The sequence below is a fragment of the Escherichia sp. AM3 genome, assembly GCF_032029835.1.
GTDB lineage: Bacteria > Pseudomonadota > Gammaproteobacteria > Enterobacterales > Enterobacteriaceae > Escherichia > Escherichia coli.
Genome location: NZ_JAVUPQ010000017.1, coordinates 1 through 18,353 on the forward strand (window position 1 = coordinate 1; position 18,353 = coordinate 18,353).

Genomic DNA, 18,353 nt, shown 5'->3' on the forward strand with positions numbered 1-18,353 from the left:
TGATAGAAACAGAAGCCACTGGAGCACCTCAAAAACACCATCATACACTAAATCAGTAAGTTGGCAGCATCACCAAAGATATTTAGCTCACCAGTCTGGGCTAAGAAAAATCGGCGTGGCGCAAACAGAGCCATCCTCGCCATTTTTGCTATCATGCCTGCATACATAAACGACAAAACAGTATGCAGAGGGAAAAATGGGTTCCACCAGAAAGGGGATGCTGAACGTTCTGATTGCCGCCGTGTTGTGGGGAAGTTCAGGGGTCTGCGCGCAATACATCATGGAGCAAAGCCAGATGTCGTCGCAGTTTTTGACTATGACGCGTTTGATATTCGCCGGTTTGATTCTACTGACGCTGTCATTTGTTCATGGCGATAAAATCTTTTCTATTATTAACAATCATAAAGATGCCATTAGCCTGCTGATTTTTTCCGTGGTTGGCGCGCTAACTGTACAGCTCACTTTTTTGCTAACCATCGAAAAATCGAACGCAGCCACGGCAACGGTGCTGCAATTCCTCTCACCGACGATTATCGTCGCCTGGTTCTCACTGGTGCGTAAATCGCGCCCGGGCATTCTGGTTTTCTGCGCTATTTTGACATCGCTGGTCGGGACTTTTTTATTGGTGACACACGGTAATCCGACGTCATTATCGATCTCTCCTGCCGCGTTGTTCTGGGGCATTGCCTCGGCATTTGCTGCTGCATTCTATACCACCTATCCCTCAACGCTAATTGCCCGCTATGGCACGTTGTCTGTCGTCGGCTGGAGTATGCTGATCGGCGGTCTGATTCTGTTGCCTTTTTATGCCAGACAAGGGACAAACTTTGTCGTTAACGGCAGTTTGATTTTGGCGTTTTTTTATTTGATCGTCATTGGTACGTCCCTGACATTTAGTCTGTACCTGAAAGGAGCACAATTAATTGGCGGTCCAAAAGCCAGCATTTTGAGCTGTGCAGAACCATTAAGTAGCGCGCTACTCTCTTTGCTGTTGCTGGGGATCACGTTCACATTACCGGACTGGCTGGGAACGCTGCTGATTCTGTCATCGGTAATTTTGATTTCAATGGATTCCCGTCGCCGCGCCAGAAAAATAAATCGTCCGGCGCGGGATGAGTGAGAATTACCAGCCAGGCACCGCGCCACCGTTAAAGATGGTTTCTGCCGCTTTAGCGACTTCGGATGATTGATAAGATTGCAGAAATTCCTTCACGTTTTCTGCATTCTTATTATCTTCCCGTGCCACCAAAATATTCACATACGGCGAATTTTTATCTTCAATAAATACGCTGTCGTGCACCGGAGAAAGCCCGGTCTGCTGAATGTAAGTGGTGCTGATAATCGCCACATCAACTTTGGGATCATCCAGTACGCGCGGGAGCTGCGCCCCCTCGAGTTCCATAATCTGCAAATGACGAGGATTATCGGTTATATCCAGCGCGGTAGGTAATAACCCTTTTCCCTCTTTCAGAGTAATTAGCTTCTCTTTTTGCAACAGTAAAAGTGCGCGACCAAGGTTGGTCGGGTCGTTGGGGATCGCCACTGTCGCGCCTTCTTTTATTTGCGCCACGGTTTTGATTTTTTTGGAATAACCCGCCATAGGGAAGACAAACGTATTTCCCACCGCTACCAGTTTATAACCATGCGCCTGATTATCTTGTTCAAGAAAGGGTCGATGCTGGAAGACATTCGCATCAAGTTCGCCATGATTTGTCGCATCGTTCGGTAGCAACGAACCGCTAAATCCTACCAGTTCAACATCGAGGCCATATTTCTCTTTTGCCACCTTTTTAGCGACTTCCGCGACATCTTGTTCTGCGCCATTTATAACGCCAACTTTAATGTGTTTTGCATCGCTGCTACTCTGGTCGCAACCTGCCAGCAGAATTCCGGCCAGCAATAATGCGGCCCCTGTCCGTAGATGATGTGTTGTCAGTTTCATTTTTTTATCCTTTTATTAATGATTACCTGACTATAGCGGTAAGGTCGCTGCGGTTTAAAAAACGAAACGCTATCGATAAGAATAAAAAGGAATAAAAGTGGAATATAAAGTCTGGCACTTCTTACTGACCACGCAAGCGCGTTTCGTACAGCATGATGAGAGCGATGAAAGCAAACTACACTTATGCTTCATTCGATACACATTTGTAAAAGGTTGAATCCATGAAACCAACGACACTACTGCTTATTTTCACTTTTTTCGCTATGCCAGGCATCGTATACGCCGAGTCGCCTTTTAGCTCACTGCAGTCCGCAAAAGAGAAAACCACGGTATTACAAGATTTACGTAAAATTTGCACGCCACAGGCGTCATTATCAGATGAAGCGTGGGAAAAGTTAATGTTGTCAGATGAAAACAATAAACAACATATACGCGAGGCCATCGTGGCGATGGAACGTAATAATCAGAGCAATTATTGGGAAGCGTTGGGTAAGGTAGAATGCCCGGATATGTAAGAACAGCAACAACTACTGACCAACGCTTCTTTACCTGATATCAGGATTTCTTCATTTTCACCTTTGCAGTAACCAACAATGCAGTCAGCAACATCAATGTGCCGGACAACATCAACGGCGAAGTCAGACCAATATTATCCAGCGCATAACCGCCGATTGCCGCGCCACAGGTATTAGCAAGCTGAATAACCGCCACCTGAATAGACCCGGCTTTTTCTGCCTGATCGGCCAGCGAGCGGGTGATCCACGTTGACCAGCCGACGGGAACCAATGCAAAAGTTAGCCCCCAGATAATCGCCACGCCGGTAGCAACGATTTTATCGCTTCCCCACAACGTCAGTACCAACGCACTCACAGCCAGTATTAACGGCGCGCCTGCTAAGGCCAGTTTTACCGAACGTTTAAGAATGAACGACGAAAGCGACGTACCAATAAAGCTGGCGATACCAAAACTCAACAGCACCAGCGTTAAGCCATCCACGCCGAATCCCGCCAGGTTCATATACACCGGGCGAATATACGTGAAGAAAGCAAACTGCCCGGCGAAAGACATGAAGATGGCGATCATCCCTGCCATCACACCCGGACGTTGTAATAAGCGGAAAGTATTTTGTTTCTGATGCGAGGGTTCGCCTGGCAGTGAAGGCAATGATTTGATAATCCAGAAAATACACAGCACGCCCATCACCGCCGCCGCATTAAAGACATTGCGCCAACCGATAAGCTCGCCTAAAAAACTGCCCAACGGCGCGGCAATCACCAGCGCAATAGAAACCGCGCCGAAGATCACCGACAGCGCCTTCGGCACCGTACGCGGCGGCACCAGACGCATGGTCAGCGACGCCGACATCGCCCAGAACCCGCCCAGCGCCAGCCCCAGACAGGCACGACCGATTAAAAGCAAACTGAATGAGTTAGCAAAGGAAACCAGCAAGCAGGAGAGCGTCAGCAAAACGGCAAACAAAATAACAACGTAGCGGCGGTCAGTAGCCTGAATTGTCTGGGTAATAAACAAACTGGCAAACATTGCCACAAAGGCGGTCACGGTCACCGATTGCCCGGCAACCCCTTCCGAAATGCCTAAATCCTGGGCCATTGGCGTCAACAAACTGACGGGCAAAAACTCAACGATAATCAGACAGGCGACACAAAACGCCACCGAGAAAACGGCTGACCAGTTCGGTCGGGTGATGGCATCCGCGCCGCGGTTTTCGGCAATAAATTCACTCATGGTGTTACCCGTGGCATGTTTCAGGGGAAAAGCCGACCACTTTAACATTGAAATGTGTGACGCATTTAACGTTTTTGCAACTTTTACGGTGTTGCTTGAGCTGGAGTTAAGATCGAAACGGAACAGGGCAAAGATTACCGGATGCGGCGTGAACGTCTTATCCACCCGACAGGTCAGGCGCGGTCTGTAGGCTGATAAGACGAAACGGTTTCAATGCAACCAGTGAACGCCCTCGGCAGGCTGAAAGAACGCGTTATAGCGCATCTGAAAAGCATTAATATCCTGCATTTCAGGTTCGGTTTCGCGCAGAAAACCTAGCGCCAGCCTGACCTGAGCGTCGGTAATCGGCGCGGCGAGGCGAGCTTTTTGTAAAATCCGATGCCATTGCAGCAGGTTCTGTTCGCTACCATCGACAATGACAATTTGCCAGATGAGCAACACCTGCGCGGCGTTTTTCAGGTGCGACTCATCCGGACGATGCAAATAACGTAAAAATTCGTCACCAGCTGACTTTCCCATTTGATCGACCATCGACTCCACGGGTACGACATCGATGTTCAGCCGATCGCTGAGACGGCGAATCGCTTTTCTGGCCCCGGATGTCAGCACCCGAAAACCAACCACAAACACTACCGCCAGCGTGGCGAGCATTATCCAGATCATGAGTTCTCCTGCGTAATCAGAACTCATGATATCTGGAAACCCTCGCCAGTTACTAATCCACCAGAATAATCTTCAGTGCAAACAGAGCTGCGACCACCACCACACACAGGTTCAGATCGCGCCAGCGCCCGGTGCATACTTTCATGATGCAGTACGACATAAAGCCGAGTGCAATCCCTTCGGTGATCGAGAAAGTAAAGGGCATCATCACCGTGGTAATAAACGCAGGCACCGATTCGGTAAAATCATCCCAGTTAACGCGCGCCAGGCTCGAAGTCATCAGCACGCCAACAAAGATTAACGCTCCGGCGGTTGCGTAAGGAGGAACTATCGCCACCAGCGGTGAGAAGAACATAACCAACAGGAACATAACGCCAACCACAACCGCAGTCAGCCCCGTGCGGCCACCGACTGCCACACCAGAAGTACTTTCAATATAGGCAGTAACAGACGAGGTGCCGATAAACGCACCCGCCACCGAACTGACGCTATCAACATACAGCGCCTTATTCATATTGGGGAATTTACCGTTACCATCTATTAAGCCCGCTTTATCAGTTACACCAATTAATGTTCCTGATGAATCAAATAGGTTGATCAGCATAAAGGAGAAAATGATACCGGCGAGTTCAAGTGTTAACGCGCCGCTCAAATCTACTTCACCAATGACGCCGCTAATATCAGGCGGAATGGAATAGACGCCGCTAAAATGAACATCACCGAAAAATAATCCACAGCAAGACGTCACCACAATAGAAACCAGCACCGCGGCATGAAAATGACGTGATGACAACACGGTTATAATAAAAAACCCTAAAATACCTAACAACACGCCGTGAGAACTTAAATCGCCAATCATCACCAGCGTGTCTTTATTGGCGACAATAACGCCAGTATTTTTTAATCCCATTAAGGCGATAAATAATCCAATTCCGCTGGTGATACCAATACGTAAACTTAAGGGAATGTTGGAGATCATCCAGTACCGGATACGAAACAGCGTGAGCAAAAATAGTCCAACTGCGCCCCAGAATATTGCGCCCATCCCGGTCTGCCAGGAGATGCCCATCGCCCCCACGACCACGAAGGCAAAGAAGGCGTTCAGCCCCATTGCCGGAGCCAGCGCCACGGGTAAGTTAGCAAATATCCCCATCGCAATACTGCCGATACCGGCAATCAAACAGGTGGTAACAAACACCACTTTCGGGTCCATTTGTGCCGCGCCGAGGATTTGCGGGTTCACAAAAACGATGTACACCATGGTTAAAAAAGTGGTCATCCCCGCAATCAATTCTGTGCGGACGGTGGTCCCATGCTGAGGTAGTTTAAATAATCGCGAAAGCGTCCCTGATTCATTACTCACGTAATCGGTATTGTCATTATTCATTTTTTTGTCCATTGGAGGAGATTTAATCCCTTGCTTTTGTAAAACAAATGACAACAACGGTTCAGTGATAATTATCACATTTCAATTGCACATTAATGGATATTCTTTAATAATCTCGCGACGTTTCTTTATGATAAATAATAATCAAATTGATAAAATCAAAATGAGAAAAATATGAATAATTCTATTAACCATAAATTTCATCACATTAGCCGGGCTGAATACCAGGAATTGTTAGCCGTTTCCCGTGGCGACGCTGTTGCCGATTATATTATTGATAATGTCTCTATTCTCGACCTGATCAATGGCGGAGAAATTTCCGGCCCAATTGTGATTAAAGGACGTTACATTGCCGGTGTTGGCGCAGAATACGCTGATGCTCCGGCTTTGCAGCGGATTGATGCTCGCGGCGCAACGGCGGTGCCAGGGTTTATTGATGCTCACCTGCATATTGAATCCAGCATGATGACGCCGGTCACTTTTGAAACCGCTACCCTGCCGCGCGGCCTGACGACCGTTATTTGCGACCCTCATGAAATCGTCAACGTGATGGGAGAAGCCGGATTCGCCTGGTTTGCCCGCTGTGCCGAACAGGCAAGGCAAAACCAGTACTTACAGGTCAGCTCTTGCGTACCCGCCCTGGAAGGCTGCGATGTTAACGGTGCCAGTTTTACCCTTGAACAGATGCTCGCCTGGCGGGACCATCCGCAGGTTACCGGCCTTGCAGAAATGATGGACTACCCTGGCGTAATTAGCGGGCAGAATGCGCTGCTCGATAAACTGGATGCATTTCGCCACCTGACGCTGGACGGTCACTGCCCGGGTTTGGGTGGTAAAGAACTTAACGCCTATATTACTGCGGGTATTGAAAACTGCCACGAAAGTTATCAGCTGGAAGAAGGACGCCGGAAATTACAACTCGGCATGTCGTTGATGATCCGCGAAGGGTCCGCTGCCCGCAATCTCAACGCGCTGGCACCGTTGATCAACGAATTTAACAGCCCGCAATGCATGCTCTGTACCGATGACCGTAACCCGTGGGAGATCGCCCATGAAGGACACATCGATGCCTTAATTCGCCGCCTGATCGAACAACACAATGTGCCGCTGCATGTGGCATATCGCGTCGCCAGCTGGTCGACGGCGCGCCACTTTGGTCTGAATCACCTCGGCTTACTGGCACCCGGCAAGCAGGCCGATATCGTCCTGTTGAGCGATGCGCGTAAGGTCACGGTGCAGCAGGTACTGGTGAAAGGCGAGCCGATTGATGCGCAAACCTTACAGGCGGAAGAGTCGGCGAGACTGGCACAATCCGCTCCGCCATATGGCAACACCATTGCCCGCCAGCCAGTTTCCGCCAGCGACTTTGCCCTGCAATTTACGCCCGGAAAACGCTATCGGGTCATTGACGTCATCCATAACGAATTGATTACGCACTCCCACTCCAGCGTCTACAGCGAAAATGGTTTTGATCGCGATGATGTGAGCTTTATTGCCGTACTTGAGCGTTACGGGCAACGGCTGGCTCCGGCTTGTGGTTTGCTTGGCGGCTTTGGACTGAATGAAGGTGCGCTGGCTGCGACGGTCAGCCATGACAGCCATAATATTGTGGTGATCGGTCGCAGTGCCGAAGAGATGGCGCTGGCGGTCAATCAGGTGATTCAGGATGGCGGCGGGCTGTGCGTGGTACGTAACGGCCAGGTCCAAAGTCATCTGCCGTTGCCCATTGCCGGCCTGATGAGCACCGACACGGCGCAGTCGCTGGCGGAACAGATTGACGCCTTGAAAGCCGCCGCCCGTGAATGCGGTCCGTTACCCGATGAGCCGTTTATTCAGATGGCGTTTCTTTCTCTGCCAGTGATCCCCGCGCTAAAACTAACCAGTCAGGGGCTATTTGATGGCGAGAAGTTTGCCTTCACTACGCTGGAAGTCACGGAATAATAAAAAAGCCCGGCGTCATGCCGGGCAAAAGTCACCAGTTACGTTTATGCCACTGTCAACTGCTGAATTTTTTTCTCGCGGCGGATTTTGCGTTCTTCCATCACCGCCACTATCGCCATCAGGCAGATACAACCAATCGCGGCGATATCAAGTGCGGCGAAGGTGCCTGCCCAGCCGGTAAGGCCGAATACCGGCGTCCCATCGGCAATCATTCCCAGACCTAACTTGGCAAAGCTGTCACCAATCAGGTAAGCAAAGGTGCCTTTAATACCATCGGCAGCGCCAATCGCTTTTTTAGGTACAAAGCCAACAGCAGCCACACCAATCAACAATTGCGGGCCAAAGACCAGGAAACCCAACGCAAAGAGAGAAGCCAGATAGATATATTCGTTGCTGGCATGTTGATACACACCGAGCGTGGCGATAATCAGCGCCAGCGCGATGCAGGCCACCAGGCCACGGCGACCGTTCGCCAGGTCAGAGAGCCAGCCCCACAGCAGCGTACCGACCAGCGCACCAGCTTCAAACAGCGTAAAGCCCTGAATCGCCACCGCTTTAGAGAGTTTCAGTTCCTGGAACGCGTATACGGTTGACCACTGGTCGATACCAATACGTACCACATAGAGGAAAATGTTGGCGAAGCACAGCAGCCAGATCACTTTGTTTTTCAGCACATACTCAACAAAGATCTGCCACTTGGTCATATCGGTAGATTCTGTCTCTTTGTCCTCTTCGCTGATCTCCTCGCCGAACAGTTCTTCAGCTTTGCCGAGGCCATAAGATTCCGGGGAGTCGCTGCCGTAACGCAGGCCGATAAAACCGACAATCAGCGCGATAATCGACGGGAAGATAAACATGCCGATGACATGGCCATCGAACAGGTAATTTGCCCCGAACAGCGCCACACCTGCTGCGCCTGCACCGCCAAGGTTGTGAGAAATATTCCAGAAACCGAGGAATGTCCCGCGTTTACGACGCGGCGTCCATTTGGTGATGGTGGAGTAACTGCACGAACCGCCGGTACTCTGGAAAAAGCCGCTTAAGGCGTAGAAGGCAATCATCAGGAACAGGCTAACCGAGCCGCTGCCCATACTGGCACTGAAGCCCAGCATACAAATAGCAGAGAGGATCAGCATGAACGGCAGGAATTGTTTGGTGTTTTTGCCGTCGGCGTAGTAGGAAACCAGCGTTTTACCCACGCCATAAGTGATGGAGAAACCCAGGCCGATCATCCCCAGCTGCGTCATGCTCAACCCGTAGGTCGAAATCATATCGTTCTGCGCGATGTTAAAGTTCTTGCGAATCAGGTACATCGTCAGGTAGCCGATAAAGACCACCAGGTAGGATTGCATGAACGGTTTGAACCACATTTTGCGCCGCACTTCGAGCGGAAGGTCCAGGGTCGGCTTGCGAACCTGGTTTAAGAAAGCCAGCATGGGTTACTCCTGAAATGAATACCTGCGTGAGGCATGCATTGTAAAAATCAGCAGCAAATCAGGCCTGAGATAGCGTCCAGGCAAAACCTGGAAAATTTCTTAGTTTTGCCGGATATGAAGTGAAAAGGTGAGATGCATCACGCTTCGCGCGGTGTCTGGGCGTTCAAAAAGGGCAGTAACAGCAGTGCGGAAATCCCGGCGGCGATAGAGATAACCACAAAAAATCCACTCCAGTGCCAGGTATCGAGTACTTTCGCCAGCGGCCAACCAGCAAGCGACGCCCCCAGATAAGCAAACAAGCCGACAAACCCCGTCGCCGCCCCTGCCGCCTCTTTGTGGGAACACTCTGCCGCCGCCATACCGATTAACATCTGTGGGCCAAAGACAAAAAAACCAATGGTGAAGAAGCAGGTTGCCTGCATCACGTAGCTGGCAAATGGCATCAGCCACAGGGAGCCGACTGAAAGCAAAATTCCGGCGGCGAAAATCAAATTCATCGGCCCTCGGTTGCCGTTAAACAATTTGTCCGAGCCCCAACCCGCTACCAGCGCACCGATAAATCCACCCAGTTCAAACATCGTCACTGCCGTATTCGCCGTGACCAGATCGACGCCCAGCGTCTCGGACATATACAAATTGCCCCAGTCGTTGATCGCCGCCCGGACCACATAGACCAGCACATAGCAAAACGAAAGCAGCCAGATATACGGATTCAGCAACACATATTTGGTGAGGATCTCTTTACGCGTCAGCCCTGCCCCTTCTTGTTGTTGAGCTATCTCCAGCGCGTCGTGTCGCCATTCACCGACCGCCGGTAAACCTAACGCCTGCGGGCGATCGCGCAGCCGCCAGCAGAGAAAAATTCCCACGACGATCGCCATACAACCAGCAATCATCATCCCGGCACGCCAGCCGTAATGTAGTGCAGCCGCTGCCATCACAATGGGAATGAGTGCGCCGCCGACGTTATGCGCCGTGTTCCATAATGCCCACCAACCGCCGCGCTCGGTACGAGAATACCAGGCGGTTAACAGACGCGCACACACCGGTGAACCCCAGCCCTGGAAAAAGGCGTTCAGCACCCAGAGTACGGCAAACGCCCATAGCGACGTCGAGAAGCCAAACAGAATGTTGATAATGCCCGTGGCGATAAGCCCTATCCCCATAAAATAACGGGCATTTGAGCGATCGCTGACAATGCCGGAGACAAACTTCGACACGCCATAGGTAATGTAAAACAGGGTCGCTAACAGGCCGATATCGCTACGGCTGAGCACGCCGTTAGCAAGGATTTCTGGTACGGCGGCGTTAAAACTTTTCCGCGTGAAGTAAAACAGCGCGTAACCCAGCCAGATGGTCAGCAGAATATGCCGACGCCAGTAGCGATAGCGGGCATCAATTTCATATTTATCAGTCATTAATGGCGCATCGGCAGGCGCTTTCAGAAACGGCAACATCATCAAACCTTAGACATAGCGTTGAGGTAGAGAAACGCTGACACGCGTGCCGTGCAGACAGGAAATGTGTAATGTGCCACCCAGCGCCGTTACGCGCTCGCGCATTCCGGTGAGGCCAAAACCTTGTTGCCCGGAACCCGGCGGCAAACCGCTGCCATCGTCTTCAATAACCAGCATCAACCGTTCATCCTGCTGCCAGCCTTGCAGGGTGACCGCGCTGGCATCAGCATGTTTCACAATGTTGTTCAGCCCTTCCTGGCAGACACGAAACAGCGTCACGCGCTGGTTTTCGCTTAACGCTGATTCATCGATTCGCCATTCGAGATGGCTGACAATACCGCGCCCTTCCAGCTCCATTTCCCGCATCAGTGAGCGGATGGCCTGCTCCAGGGTGAGATCATCCAACTGGCGCGGACGTAACCGACCCAACAAACGGCGCACCGCGTCGTAAACGCCCAGCGATAGTTGTTCGATGAGCTGCCCGCTCTGCTTCACGCTGGCGTTATCTGCCGCCAGCCGCTGAACAATGCCCGCCTGAGTACGAATAGCAGTGATGGTCTGACCGATATCATCATGCAGCTCACGCGCCACATCACGGCGCACGCTCTCTTCGGTTTCCAGCAACCGTTCAGCCAGATGCTGATTGCGCGCCAGTTCCTTTTGCAGCGACTGGTTAAGTTCACGCAACCGCTGGATGCCAGCGCCAAGCAACAACCCTGTCAGACTTTGCACCAGCAGCGAGAGCAATAAATCCACCGGATGATCGCGCCAGGTTTGACTGGCGATCAGCGCGATGGCGTTCATCAACGTCGCAATCAGCGCCCCTTGCCAACCATAGTGCCAGGCCAGCGCGATAATCGGCAGCGCCAGACAGAATGGCGTAAAGCGCGACAGTTCGTCCGGCAATCCCAACTGGAGCCAGAGACTGATAACAAACAGCAGCAAGTACCAGACCAGATGTCGCCCGCGCCAGTTGATTGGCTGAGAAACCAGTGACGGGCCGAGCGGCAGCCAGGTGTTATTGGCGAGATAGTGCCAGAACACCAGACATATCGGGGCCAGCGTCAGGCCGCCAGTTAAAGTCAGCAACAGCGCATTCCACGACTCTTTGCCGTGCCAAAGCCAGGGCAGCGACTGCAACAACGCCGCCGCCGTTAACGCCGCCCCCTGTAACAGCAAGGTGCGCCAGTCACGCTGATGGCGATAGCGCGAGATCAGCGCTACGGGCAGTAACGTCAGTAAACTACCGATCATCAATAACGGAAAATGGGTTAAACCGACCGCCTGCGTTAGCCAGTAAATCAGCAGCCACTCCGCGCCCAGCAGCACCGGCCAGTATCCGCGCGGGCATTGCAGCATTAGCCCCAGACGCAGACCAAACGGAAATAACAGCACCGCCATATCAGGGCGCTCAACCAGATGCAGGCTGATACTCCACAGGCAAAACCATGCGGCAGAGAAGATAAAAAAGCAGGCAATAACGGTAATTAAGCGGGAGAACAACGTCTTCATCACCAGCCATCAAACATGCGGCGCGCCAGCTCTACGTCGTTACTGACGCCCAGTTTTTCCATCAGATTGGCGCGATGGACGTGTACCGTTTTCGGTGACAAGCCCAGTTCGGCGGCAATCTCTTTCACCGCCATTCCTTGCGCCAGTTTTTCCGCCACCTGGCGTTCACGTTTGGTTAGCGGGTCCTGACGACCGGATGCCAGTTTAATGGCAATATCCGGCGTCAGATAACAGCCGCCCGTGGCAACCGTATGCACCGCAGCAATGAGTTCATCCGGGCTACAGCGTTTGGAAAGAAAGCCGCGTGCCCCCGCGTTAAGCGCCTGCTCAACCAGCGCAGGACTGTCGTGAACGGAGAGCATAATCGTCTCCATACCTTTCGGCATCTGGCTTAGCAGCTCCAGACCGGAGATATCGGGCATGGAGATATCGCAAATACACACCTGCACACCGCGCCCCGGCAGCCCCGCCAGCGCCTCGCGCCCCGAACCAAACTCGGCAACTACCTGCAAATCAGGTTCCAGCCCCAGCAGCTGCGCAAAGCCGGAGCGGACGATGAGGTGATCGTCTATAAGGGCAACGGTGATCATGGTCTTGTCCTGGCGGGTAAAAAAAAACGCGCTTACCTTAACGATAAGCGCGATGTTGTTCAAGCCTTGAGCGGTTACTGAAAAAACACCGCGATCTTGTTAAACATCGTCGGATCGGACTGATTACGCTGCACTTTCACGACATCTTCCAGCTTATCGATTTGGCTTATCATCTGCTCCAGACGCTGGTCGTCATTGACCAGTAGCCAGATATGGCTTTTGTCGCTGTCCTGAATCGGCAGACAAAGAATGCCTTCAACGTTAAAAGCGCGGCGGGCAAAAAGGCCACAAACGTGGGTCATTACGCCCGGATGGTTGCGAACGGTGAGCTCCAGAATTACGTTGTCATGAGTTGTGTTTTGCATGGCTTATTCCCCCACCATTTCAGTATTCGCCGCACCTGGCGGCACCATCGGGTAAACTTTTTCTTCGGCATCAATGCGCACATGGATCAGCGCCGGGCCAGGGCGATTGATGATTTCCTGCAATGCAGCCTGCGGATCGGCTTCGTTATTCAAATCACAGGTTTCGAGGCCGAATCCGGCGGCAATCTGCATAAAGTTGATTTTGCCCGGATAGGTGGCGGCAAAAACGCCTTGCTCGTAGAACAGACTCTGTTGCTGATGCACCAGCCCCAGCGCTTCGTTGTTCATCAGAATGATTTTGACATCCAGCTGATTTTCACTGGCGGTCGCCATCTCCTGAATATTCATCATCAGGCTGCCGTCGCCGGAGAAACACAACACTTTGCGATCCGGGTTCGCCAGCGCCGCGCCAATCGCCGCAGGCAGGCCAAAACCCATCGTGCCCAGCCCACCGGAGGTCAGCCACTGGCGTGGGCGATTGAGCGGATAAGCTTGCGCGGTCCACATCTGATGCTGCCCCACATCGGTGGTGATAATCGCATTGTCATCGACACAGGCGGCAACGGCGTTGATCAGGCCGTAATGGCTTAATGGATCGCACGCTTTCGGGATTGGACACGGAAACTCACGCTGCAAATCCGCTACCAACTGGTGCCACTCTGCACGCGGTTGCGCTTCCACCAGCGGGATCAACTGCGCCAGCACGTCATCAACATCCGCCTGAATCGCCACATGCGGCTGCTTGATTTTACCCAGCTCTGCACGGTCGATATCGACATGAATGATTTTGGCATTCGGACAGAACTGCTCGGTTTTGCCAATCGCCCGGTCATCAAAACGCGCACCGAGCACAATCAGTAAATCCGCCTCCTGCAAGATATAGTTAGTGCTGCGCACGCCGTGCATCCCCAGCATACCCAGCGACAACGGATGCGCTTTTGGCAGCATGCCCAGCGCCATTAAAGTCATGGTGGTAGGCAGTTGCGCTTTCTCCGCCAGTTCACGCACCCGCGCAGGCGCATTGATCACACCACCACCCAGATAAAGCACCGGGCGTTTGGCAGCGTTAATCATTGTAGCTGCGTCACGAATGCTTTCTTCGCTAAAGGCGGGTGCAGCGGCTTTTTCTGCCACCGCGGGCTGAGCTTCAATCTCAAAAACCGCCGTTTGCACATCTTTAGGAATGTCTATCCACACCGGGCCTGGGCGGCCTGATTGCGCAATGCGGAAGGCATCGCTCATGACCTGCGGGAGTTCTTCGATATGTCTGACCAGATAGTTGTGTTTGGTGATGGGGATAGAGATGCCGTAGGTGTCGACTTCCTGGAAGGCGTCGGTGCCGATCATCGAGGCGGGAACCTGACCAGTGATGCAAATCAGCGGGATGGAGTCCAGCCGCGCATCGGCAATGGCGGTCACCAGGTTAGTCGCACCCGGTCCGCTACAGGCCATACAGACCGCCGGTTTACCGTCGGTGCGCGCCATTCCCTGAGCGATAAATCCCGCGCCCTGTTCATGGCGAGCCAGAATATGGCGGATTTGCGTACTTTGGCTTAAGGCATCGTAAACAGGCAGGATAGAACCGCCCGGAATGCCCGTCACAATCTTAATGCCCTGCTGTTCCAGGAAATGAACGATAAATTCTGCGCCGGTAAAGCGCTTACGCGTCGATGTTGTGCCCGAACTTGCCATGCTCCAGTCCTTTTCTTCTGGGCCGACTTTCCGGGAGGTGCTTAAACGAAAAACCCCGCCCGGTTTGCGCCGGCGGGGTTTTGGAATCGTGTGTTGTTCCAGTCCCTACGGCGCATTGCCGACGACCACCACCACACGCACGACGACCACTGCGGCGGATGGCGCAGTTGGTAGTAGTTTTGCGTTGAACATGGAAGTAGTCATTGGGGACCTTGTTGGTTTTGTGTTTAACAATATTTATACAAGCACAGCTTTACAGGGGAGACAATGGAAAATTTTTCAGCAAGGGAAAATTGAGGGGTTGATCACGTTTTGTACTGAATTGCAGATAACAAAAAACCCCGCCGGAGCGAGGTTTCGTCAGTCGCCTGCGGCTGGTAACCGCAAAGCACACTGTATTATGTCAACACTGAAAGTATACGTGTTCCGCGCAGAACGCGCAATTTCGGCACGAATTTTGACGTATTTAGTGCATAGTTGAGTATCGATCACAGTTTGCGTTTTGTCCAAATATTACTGTTTATTTATACAGTAAACTTCTATAATATCACTGTACGCAATGTGTTATGCGGGGGCCGCATCGTTACCCGGCGCACTAAGTCCTGGCTGAAACGGGTGGTGCCGTCAGCGCCTTAACCCCGCGTGAGCACACTGTGTTATGTCAACAAGCACAACGTTTCTCCTTGAGATACCGCGTGCACAACAGCTGGCAACAGGCAGCGGAAAGGTACGTCAGCTGGCAGTGCTCCTGAACCACAGGAGACGCGTATGAGCCTGGTGGATATCGCCATTCTTATCCTCAAACTCATTGTTGCAGCACTGCAACTGCTTGATGCTGTTCTGAAATACCTGAAGTAATTCAGATTCAAGTCGCACCAAAGGGGAGCGGGAAACCGCTCCCCTTTTATATTTAGCGTGCGGGTTGGTGTCGGATGCGATGCTGACGCATCTTATCCGCCCTACCATCTCTCCCGGCAACATTTATTGCCGCTTTTGTTTACATATTCTGCCGCTAAACAATTCCCCATTCCTGGCGTATATCTGGCTAACATTCATCAATGTGATAGATTCCTCTCCCGCATTTATGGGAATGCGTAGTGACTTATTCTAATTATTTTTATAAAAGCATCCGTGATAATGAAAAGGCAAAGAAACGTCAATTTGTTATTGATGTTGGTATTACTCGTGGCCGTCGGTCAGATGGCGCAAACCATTTATATTCCAGCTATTGCCGATATGGCGCGCGATCTCAACGTCCGTGAAGGGGCGGTGCAGAGCGTAATGGGCGCTTATCTGCTGACTTACGGTGTCTCACAGCTGTTTTATGGCCCGATTTCCGACCGCGTGGGCCGCCGACCGGTGATCCTCGTCGGAATGTCCATTTTTATGCTGGCAACGCTGGTCGCGGTCACGACCTCCAGTTTGACGGTGTTGATTGCCGCCAGCGCGATGCAGGGGATGGGCACCGGCGTTGGCGGCGTAATGGCGCGTACTTTGCCGCGAGATTTATATGAACGGACACAGTTGCGCCATGCTAACAGCCTGTTAAACATGGGGATTCTCGTCAGTCCGTTGCTCGCACCGCTAATCGGCGGTCTGCTGGATACGATGTGGAACTGGCGCGCCTGTTATCTCTTTTTGTTGGTTCTTTGTGCTGGTGTGACCTTCAGTATGGCCCGCTGGATGCCGGAAACGCGTCCGGTCGATGCACCGCGCACGCGCCTGCTTACCAGTTATAAAACGCTTTTCGGTAACAGCGGTTTTAACTGTTATTTGCTGATGCTGATTGGCGGTCTGGCCGGGATTGCCGCCTTTGAAGCCTGCTCCGGCGTGCTGATGGGCGCGGTGTTAGGGCTGAGCAGTATGACGGTCAGTATTTTGTTTATTCTGCCGATTCCGGCAGCGTTTTTTGGCGCATGGTTTGCCGGACGTCCCAATAAACGCTTCTCCACGTTAATGTGGCAGTCGGTTATCTGCTGCCTGCTGGCTGGCTTGCTGATGTGGATCCCCGACTGGTTTGGCGTGATGAATGTCTGGACGCTGCTCGTTCCCGCCGCGCTGTTCTTTTTCGGTGCCGGGATGCTGTTTCCGCTGGCGACCAGCGGCGCGATGGAGCCGTTCCCCTTCCTGGCGGGCACGGCTGGCGCGCTGGTCGGCGGTCTGCAAAACATTGGTTCCGGCGTGCTGGCGTCGCTCTCTGCGATGTTGCCGCAAACCGGTCAGGGTAGCCTGGGGTTATTGATGACCTTAATGGGATTGTTGATCGTGCTGTGCTGGCTGCCGCTGGCGACGCGGATGTCGCATCAGGGGCAGCCCGTTTAAGCGCACGTCACCGCAGCATCGTCATCAGCTCCATGGGAGAACGATGCTGCTTTATCAGATCACGCATCACCCGCATATGCGGTGCGGAGTAAGAATAAAACGCCTGATAGCCCGCACAAAGCACGCTGTCTGGCGTCTCCTGCCGAGCGTGCGGGCACAGGCGATGCCAGTCGCACGCCTGGCAGTCACGGCGCGGTTGCGGGTTTTCGCTGCCACACCATTTTTGTAAGGTGGCGTCAAAAAGCTCAATCGAGATACGACTGATATCTGCCCGCACCCAACACTCGAACAGGGCAATTAAAAATTTCCCCCACAGCTCTGCTGTCACCGAAGCGGCCGTCAGATCGCCCCGGTCATCAAATTCAAGATAGGGAATGAGCTGTACGGAGCGGATGCCCCGCTGTTTGAAATTGTGATAAAAATCGGCAGGTTGCAGAGCATCCTTGTACTCTACAACCAGTTTATGCCTGTCCTCTTCAGCATCAATGACCTGACTTCCTGTCATGCGACTCTCTCAATAAATACGATAAGTTGATGTATATGCGTTACAGCAAACAGTATTGCGAGAGATAACACCGCGAGGGAGATCAAAAATTTGTCACGGACTACGTGAAATTGGGAAAAATCGCTATTCGTGACATCCATTAAATTGCGATTACGGGTGTAGTGCCAGAGGATCAGCGCCACGATGGCGAGAATGCCAATCGAAATCCAGAATAACATGCCCGCCTGGTGCCAGTTGTGTTTGATAGCCAACGCCATCAACGCGCCGTAGCCCAGCATGGTACGAAACCACGCCAGTGATGTGCGCTCCGGCTGCAGTCCTGGGTCGGCAATGCGTCTGGCTTTGCGGCTATCCGGCATACAACACCAGTCCCATAACGATCACCGCCACGACCATCAATATTAAGCTAATGATTAATAAGCTGTTGGTGTAGGGCAGGTCCTCTTTCAGACGCATCGCTTTTTCATTGCGTAACCAGCGCAAGTAGCCATACATCGCTAACCCGCCGGAAAACAGACACAACAACAACGCCAGCAGTTCGCGAATGACGGGCGTGGCGAAATCTGGCGCAAGTTGATCAAGCCCAACCCCCGCCGCCAGAAATCCTAGTGCAGTACGGATCCACGCCAGAAAAGTACGCTCATTAGCCAGCGAGAAGCGGTAATCAGGCGCTTCTCCGAGGCGGGAAATTTTCATTGTTGCTCCTTTGCAATTTCACTAACGCTCTACCTTTAGCGGTTTTTTTAAGAATTTCGTCCGCCCGTTTCCTGATATGCTTTTGCCATCCGCTACAAG

The 18,353-nt window shown here is 52.3% G+C and carries 20 protein-coding genes; 5 read left to right on the forward strand and 15 right to left on the reverse strand.

The window, feature by feature from the left end:
• Positions 1-196 precede the first annotated feature (196 nt).
• Positions 197-1,120 carry a carboxylate/amino acid/amine transporter gene (locus RTW80_RS09320; RefSeq protein ID WP_000535963.1) on the forward strand — a complete coding sequence of 308 codons (924 nt, stop codon included), beginning with the start codon at positions 197-199 and terminating at the stop codon, positions 1,118-1,120.
• Positions 1,121-1,123: 3 nt separating this feature from the next.
• Here RTW80_RS09320 and nlpA read toward each other — a convergent pair whose 3' ends face one another.
• Positions 1,124-1,942, reverse strand: a complete 819-nt coding sequence (gene nlpA, locus RTW80_RS09325) for a lipoprotein NlpA (protein ID WP_000779429.1) — start codon at positions 1,940-1,942, stop codon at positions 1,124-1,126.
• A 221-nt stretch (positions 1,943-2,163) separates the two neighbouring features.
• On the opposite strand from nlpA, the gene yicS reads away from it, so the two are divergent.
• On the forward strand, positions 2,164-2,457 hold the full coding sequence (yicS, locus tag RTW80_RS09330; RefSeq protein WP_000805509.1) for a protein YicS: 294 nt from the start codon (positions 2,164-2,166) through the stop codon (positions 2,455-2,457).
• Between the two features lie 40 nt (positions 2,458-2,497).
• Here yicS and nepI read toward each other — a convergent pair whose 3' ends face one another.
• From nepI to adeQ, 3 genes are all read right to left on the reverse strand, one after another.
• The gene (gene nepI, locus RTW80_RS09335) at positions 2,498-3,688 is read right to left on the reverse strand and encodes a purine ribonucleoside efflux pump NepI (protein WP_001288549.1); all 1,191 of its coding nucleotides are present in this window, start codon (positions 3,686-3,688) and stop codon (positions 2,498-2,500) included.
• Between the two features lie 210 nt (positions 3,689-3,898).
• Positions 3,899-4,351, reverse strand: a complete 453-nt coding sequence (locus RTW80_RS09340; protein WP_032248063.1) for a DUF1198 domain-containing protein — start codon at positions 4,349-4,351, stop codon at positions 3,899-3,901.
• A 52-nt stretch (positions 4,352-4,403) separates the two neighbouring features.
• Positions 4,404-5,738 (reverse strand): adenine permease AdeQ, encoded by a 1,335-nt coding sequence (adeQ, locus tag RTW80_RS09345; protein ID WP_001403836.1) that lies wholly within the window; start codon positions 5,736-5,738, stop codon positions 4,404-4,406.
• Between the two features lie 174 nt (positions 5,739-5,912).
• Here adeQ and adeD point away from each other — a divergent pair, with 174 nt between their 5' ends.
• A complete protein-coding gene (gene adeD, locus RTW80_RS09350; protein ID WP_001065695.1) occupies positions 5,913-7,679 on the forward strand; it encodes an adenine deaminase in 1,767 nt (588 codons plus the stop codon).
• 44 nt (positions 7,680-7,723) lie between these two features.
• On the opposite strand, the gene uhpT is transcribed toward adeD, so the two are convergent.
• From uhpT to ivbL, 7 genes are all read right to left on the reverse strand, one after another.
• Positions 7,724-9,115: a hexose-6-phosphate:phosphate antiporter gene (uhpT, locus tag RTW80_RS09355; protein WP_000879194.1), complete on the reverse strand. Its 1,392-nt coding sequence runs from the start codon at positions 9,113-9,115 to the stop codon at positions 7,724-7,726.
• A 137-nt stretch (positions 9,116-9,252) separates the two neighbouring features.
• On the reverse strand, positions 9,253-10,572 hold the full coding sequence (gene uhpC / locus RTW80_RS09360; protein WP_000936566.1) for an MFS transporter family glucose-6-phosphate receptor UhpC: 1,320 nt from the start codon (positions 10,570-10,572) through the stop codon (positions 9,253-9,255).
• Between the two features lie 9 nt (positions 10,573-10,581).
• Positions 10,582-12,084, reverse strand: coding sequence for a signal transduction histidine-protein kinase/phosphatase UhpB (gene uhpB / locus RTW80_RS09365; protein ID WP_001295243.1), 1,503 nt, complete (start codon positions 12,082-12,084; stop codon positions 10,582-10,584).
• Positions 12,084-12,674, reverse strand: coding sequence for a transcriptional regulator UhpA (uhpA, locus tag RTW80_RS09370; RefSeq protein ID WP_063119272.1), 591 nt, complete (start codon positions 12,672-12,674; stop codon positions 12,084-12,086). The genes uhpB and uhpA overlap by 1 nt, the downstream gene beginning before the upstream one ends.
• 74 nt (positions 12,675-12,748) lie before the next feature.
• Complete coding sequence (gene ilvN, locus RTW80_RS09375) at positions 12,749-13,039, reverse strand: acetolactate synthase small subunit (protein ID WP_001181706.1); 291 nt, start codon at positions 13,037-13,039, stop codon at positions 12,749-12,751.
• A 3-nt stretch (positions 13,040-13,042) separates the two neighbouring features.
• Positions 13,043-14,731, reverse strand: coding sequence for an acetolactate synthase large subunit (ilvB, locus tag RTW80_RS09380; protein WP_000168464.1), 1,689 nt, complete (start codon positions 14,729-14,731; stop codon positions 13,043-13,045).
• Between the two features lie 105 nt (positions 14,732-14,836).
• Positions 14,837-14,935: an ilvB operon leader peptide IvbL gene (ivbL, locus tag RTW80_RS09385; protein ID WP_001312198.1), complete on the reverse strand. Its 99-nt coding sequence runs from the start codon at positions 14,933-14,935 to the stop codon at positions 14,837-14,839.
• Positions 14,936-15,499: 564 nt separating this feature from the next.
• Here ivbL and tisB point away from each other — a divergent pair.
• A complete protein-coding gene (gene tisB, locus RTW80_RS09390; RefSeq protein WP_000060506.1) occupies positions 15,500-15,589 on the forward strand; it encodes a type I toxin-antitoxin system toxin TisB in 90 nt (29 codons plus the stop codon).
• A 123-nt stretch (positions 15,590-15,712) separates the two neighbouring features.
• On the opposite strand, the gene ysdE is transcribed toward tisB, so the two are convergent.
• The gene (gene ysdE, locus RTW80_RS09395) at positions 15,713-15,787 is read right to left on the reverse strand and encodes a protein YsdE (protein ID WP_211180519.1); all 75 of its coding nucleotides are present in this window, start codon (positions 15,785-15,787) and stop codon (positions 15,713-15,715) included.
• A gap of 81 nt (positions 15,788-15,868) precedes the next feature.
• On the opposite strand from ysdE, the gene emrD reads away from it, so the two are divergent.
• Positions 15,869-17,053: a multidrug efflux MFS transporter EmrD gene (gene emrD, locus RTW80_RS09400; RefSeq protein ID WP_000828746.1), complete on the forward strand. Its 1,185-nt coding sequence runs from the start codon at positions 15,869-15,871 to the stop codon at positions 17,051-17,053.
• Positions 17,054-17,060: 7 nt separating this feature from the next.
• On the opposite strand, the gene RTW80_RS09405 is transcribed toward emrD, so the two are convergent.
• The 3 genes from RTW80_RS09405 to RTW80_RS09415 are packed head-to-tail and all read right to left on the reverse strand — an operon-like array spanning position 17,061 to position 18,254.
• Entirely contained in the window at positions 17,061-17,558 is a 498-nt protein-coding gene (locus tag RTW80_RS09405) for a radical SAM protein (protein WP_000148063.1), read from the reverse strand.
• The gene (locus RTW80_RS09410; protein WP_001113432.1) at positions 17,555-17,917 is read right to left on the reverse strand and encodes a DUF202 domain-containing protein; all 363 of its coding nucleotides are present in this window, start codon (positions 17,915-17,917) and stop codon (positions 17,555-17,557) included. The genes RTW80_RS09405 and RTW80_RS09410 overlap by 4 nt, the downstream gene beginning before the upstream one ends.
• Positions 17,907-18,254, reverse strand: a complete 348-nt coding sequence (locus tag RTW80_RS09415; protein WP_000703959.1) for a YidH family protein — start codon at positions 18,252-18,254, stop codon at positions 17,907-17,909. The genes RTW80_RS09410 and RTW80_RS09415 overlap by 11 nt, the downstream gene beginning before the upstream one ends.
• Between the last annotated feature and the right edge of the window lie 99 nt (positions 18,255-18,353).

Coding starts and splice junctions, on each gene's coding strand:
- ivbL (WP_001312198.1), bottom strand. CDS start 14,935: ATGACTACTTCCATGTTCAACGCAAAACTACTACCAACTGCGCCATCC.
- uhpB (WP_001295243.1), bottom strand. CDS start 12,084: ATGAAGACGTTGTTCTCCCGCTTAATTACCGTTATTGCCTGCTTTTTT.
- tisB (WP_000060506.1), top strand. CDS start 15,500: ATGAGCCTGGTGGATATCGCCATTCTTATCCTCAAACTCATTGTTGCA.
- uhpC (WP_000936566.1), bottom strand. CDS start 10,572: ATGTTGCCGTTTCTGAAAGCGCCTGCCGATGCGCCATTAATGACTGAT.
- adeD (WP_001065695.1), top strand. CDS start 5,913: ATGAATAATTCTATTAACCATAAATTTCATCACATTAGCCGGGCTGAA.
- uhpT (WP_000879194.1), bottom strand. CDS start 9,115: ATGCTGGCTTTCTTAAACCAGGTTCGCAAGCCGACCCTGGACCTTCCG.
- RTW80_RS09410 (WP_001113432.1), bottom strand. CDS start 17,917: ATGCCGGATAGCCGCAAAGCCAGACGCATTGCCGACCCAGGACTGCAG.
- ilvN (WP_001181706.1), bottom strand. CDS start 13,039: ATGCAAAACACAACTCATGACAACGTAATTCTGGAGCTCACCGTTCGC.
- emrD (WP_000828746.1), top strand. CDS start 15,869: ATGAAAAGGCAAAGAAACGTCAATTTGTTATTGATGTTGGTATTACTC.
- RTW80_RS09405 (WP_000148063.1), bottom strand. CDS start 17,558: ATGACAGGAAGTCAGGTCATTGATGCTGAAGAGGACAGGCATAAACTG.
- RTW80_RS09415 (WP_000703959.1), bottom strand. CDS start 18,254: ATGAAAATTTCCCGCCTCGGAGAAGCGCCTGATTACCGCTTCTCGCTG.
- ilvB (WP_000168464.1), bottom strand. CDS start 14,731: ATGGCAAGTTCGGGCACAACATCGACGCGTAAGCGCTTTACCGGCGCA.
- uhpA (WP_063119272.1), bottom strand. CDS start 12,674: ATGATCACCGTTGCCCTTATAGACGATCACCTCATCGTCCGCTCCGGC.
- nepI (WP_001288549.1), bottom strand. CDS start 3,688: ATGAGTGAATTTATTGCCGAAAACCGCGGCGCGGATGCCATCACCCGA.
- yicS (WP_000805509.1), top strand. CDS start 2,164: ATGAAACCAACGACACTACTGCTTATTTTCACTTTTTTCGCTATGCCA.
- RTW80_RS09320 (WP_000535963.1), top strand. CDS start 197: ATGGGTTCCACCAGAAAGGGGATGCTGAACGTTCTGATTGCCGCCGTG.
- RTW80_RS09340 (WP_032248063.1), bottom strand. CDS start 4,351: ATGATCTGGATAATGCTCGCCACGCTGGCGGTAGTGTTTGTGGTTGGT.
- nlpA (WP_000779429.1), bottom strand. CDS start 1,942: ATGAAACTGACAACACATCATCTACGGACAGGGGCCGCATTATTGCTG.
- adeQ (WP_001403836.1), bottom strand. CDS start 5,738: ATGAATAATGACAATACCGATTACGTGAGTAATGAATCAGGGACGCTT.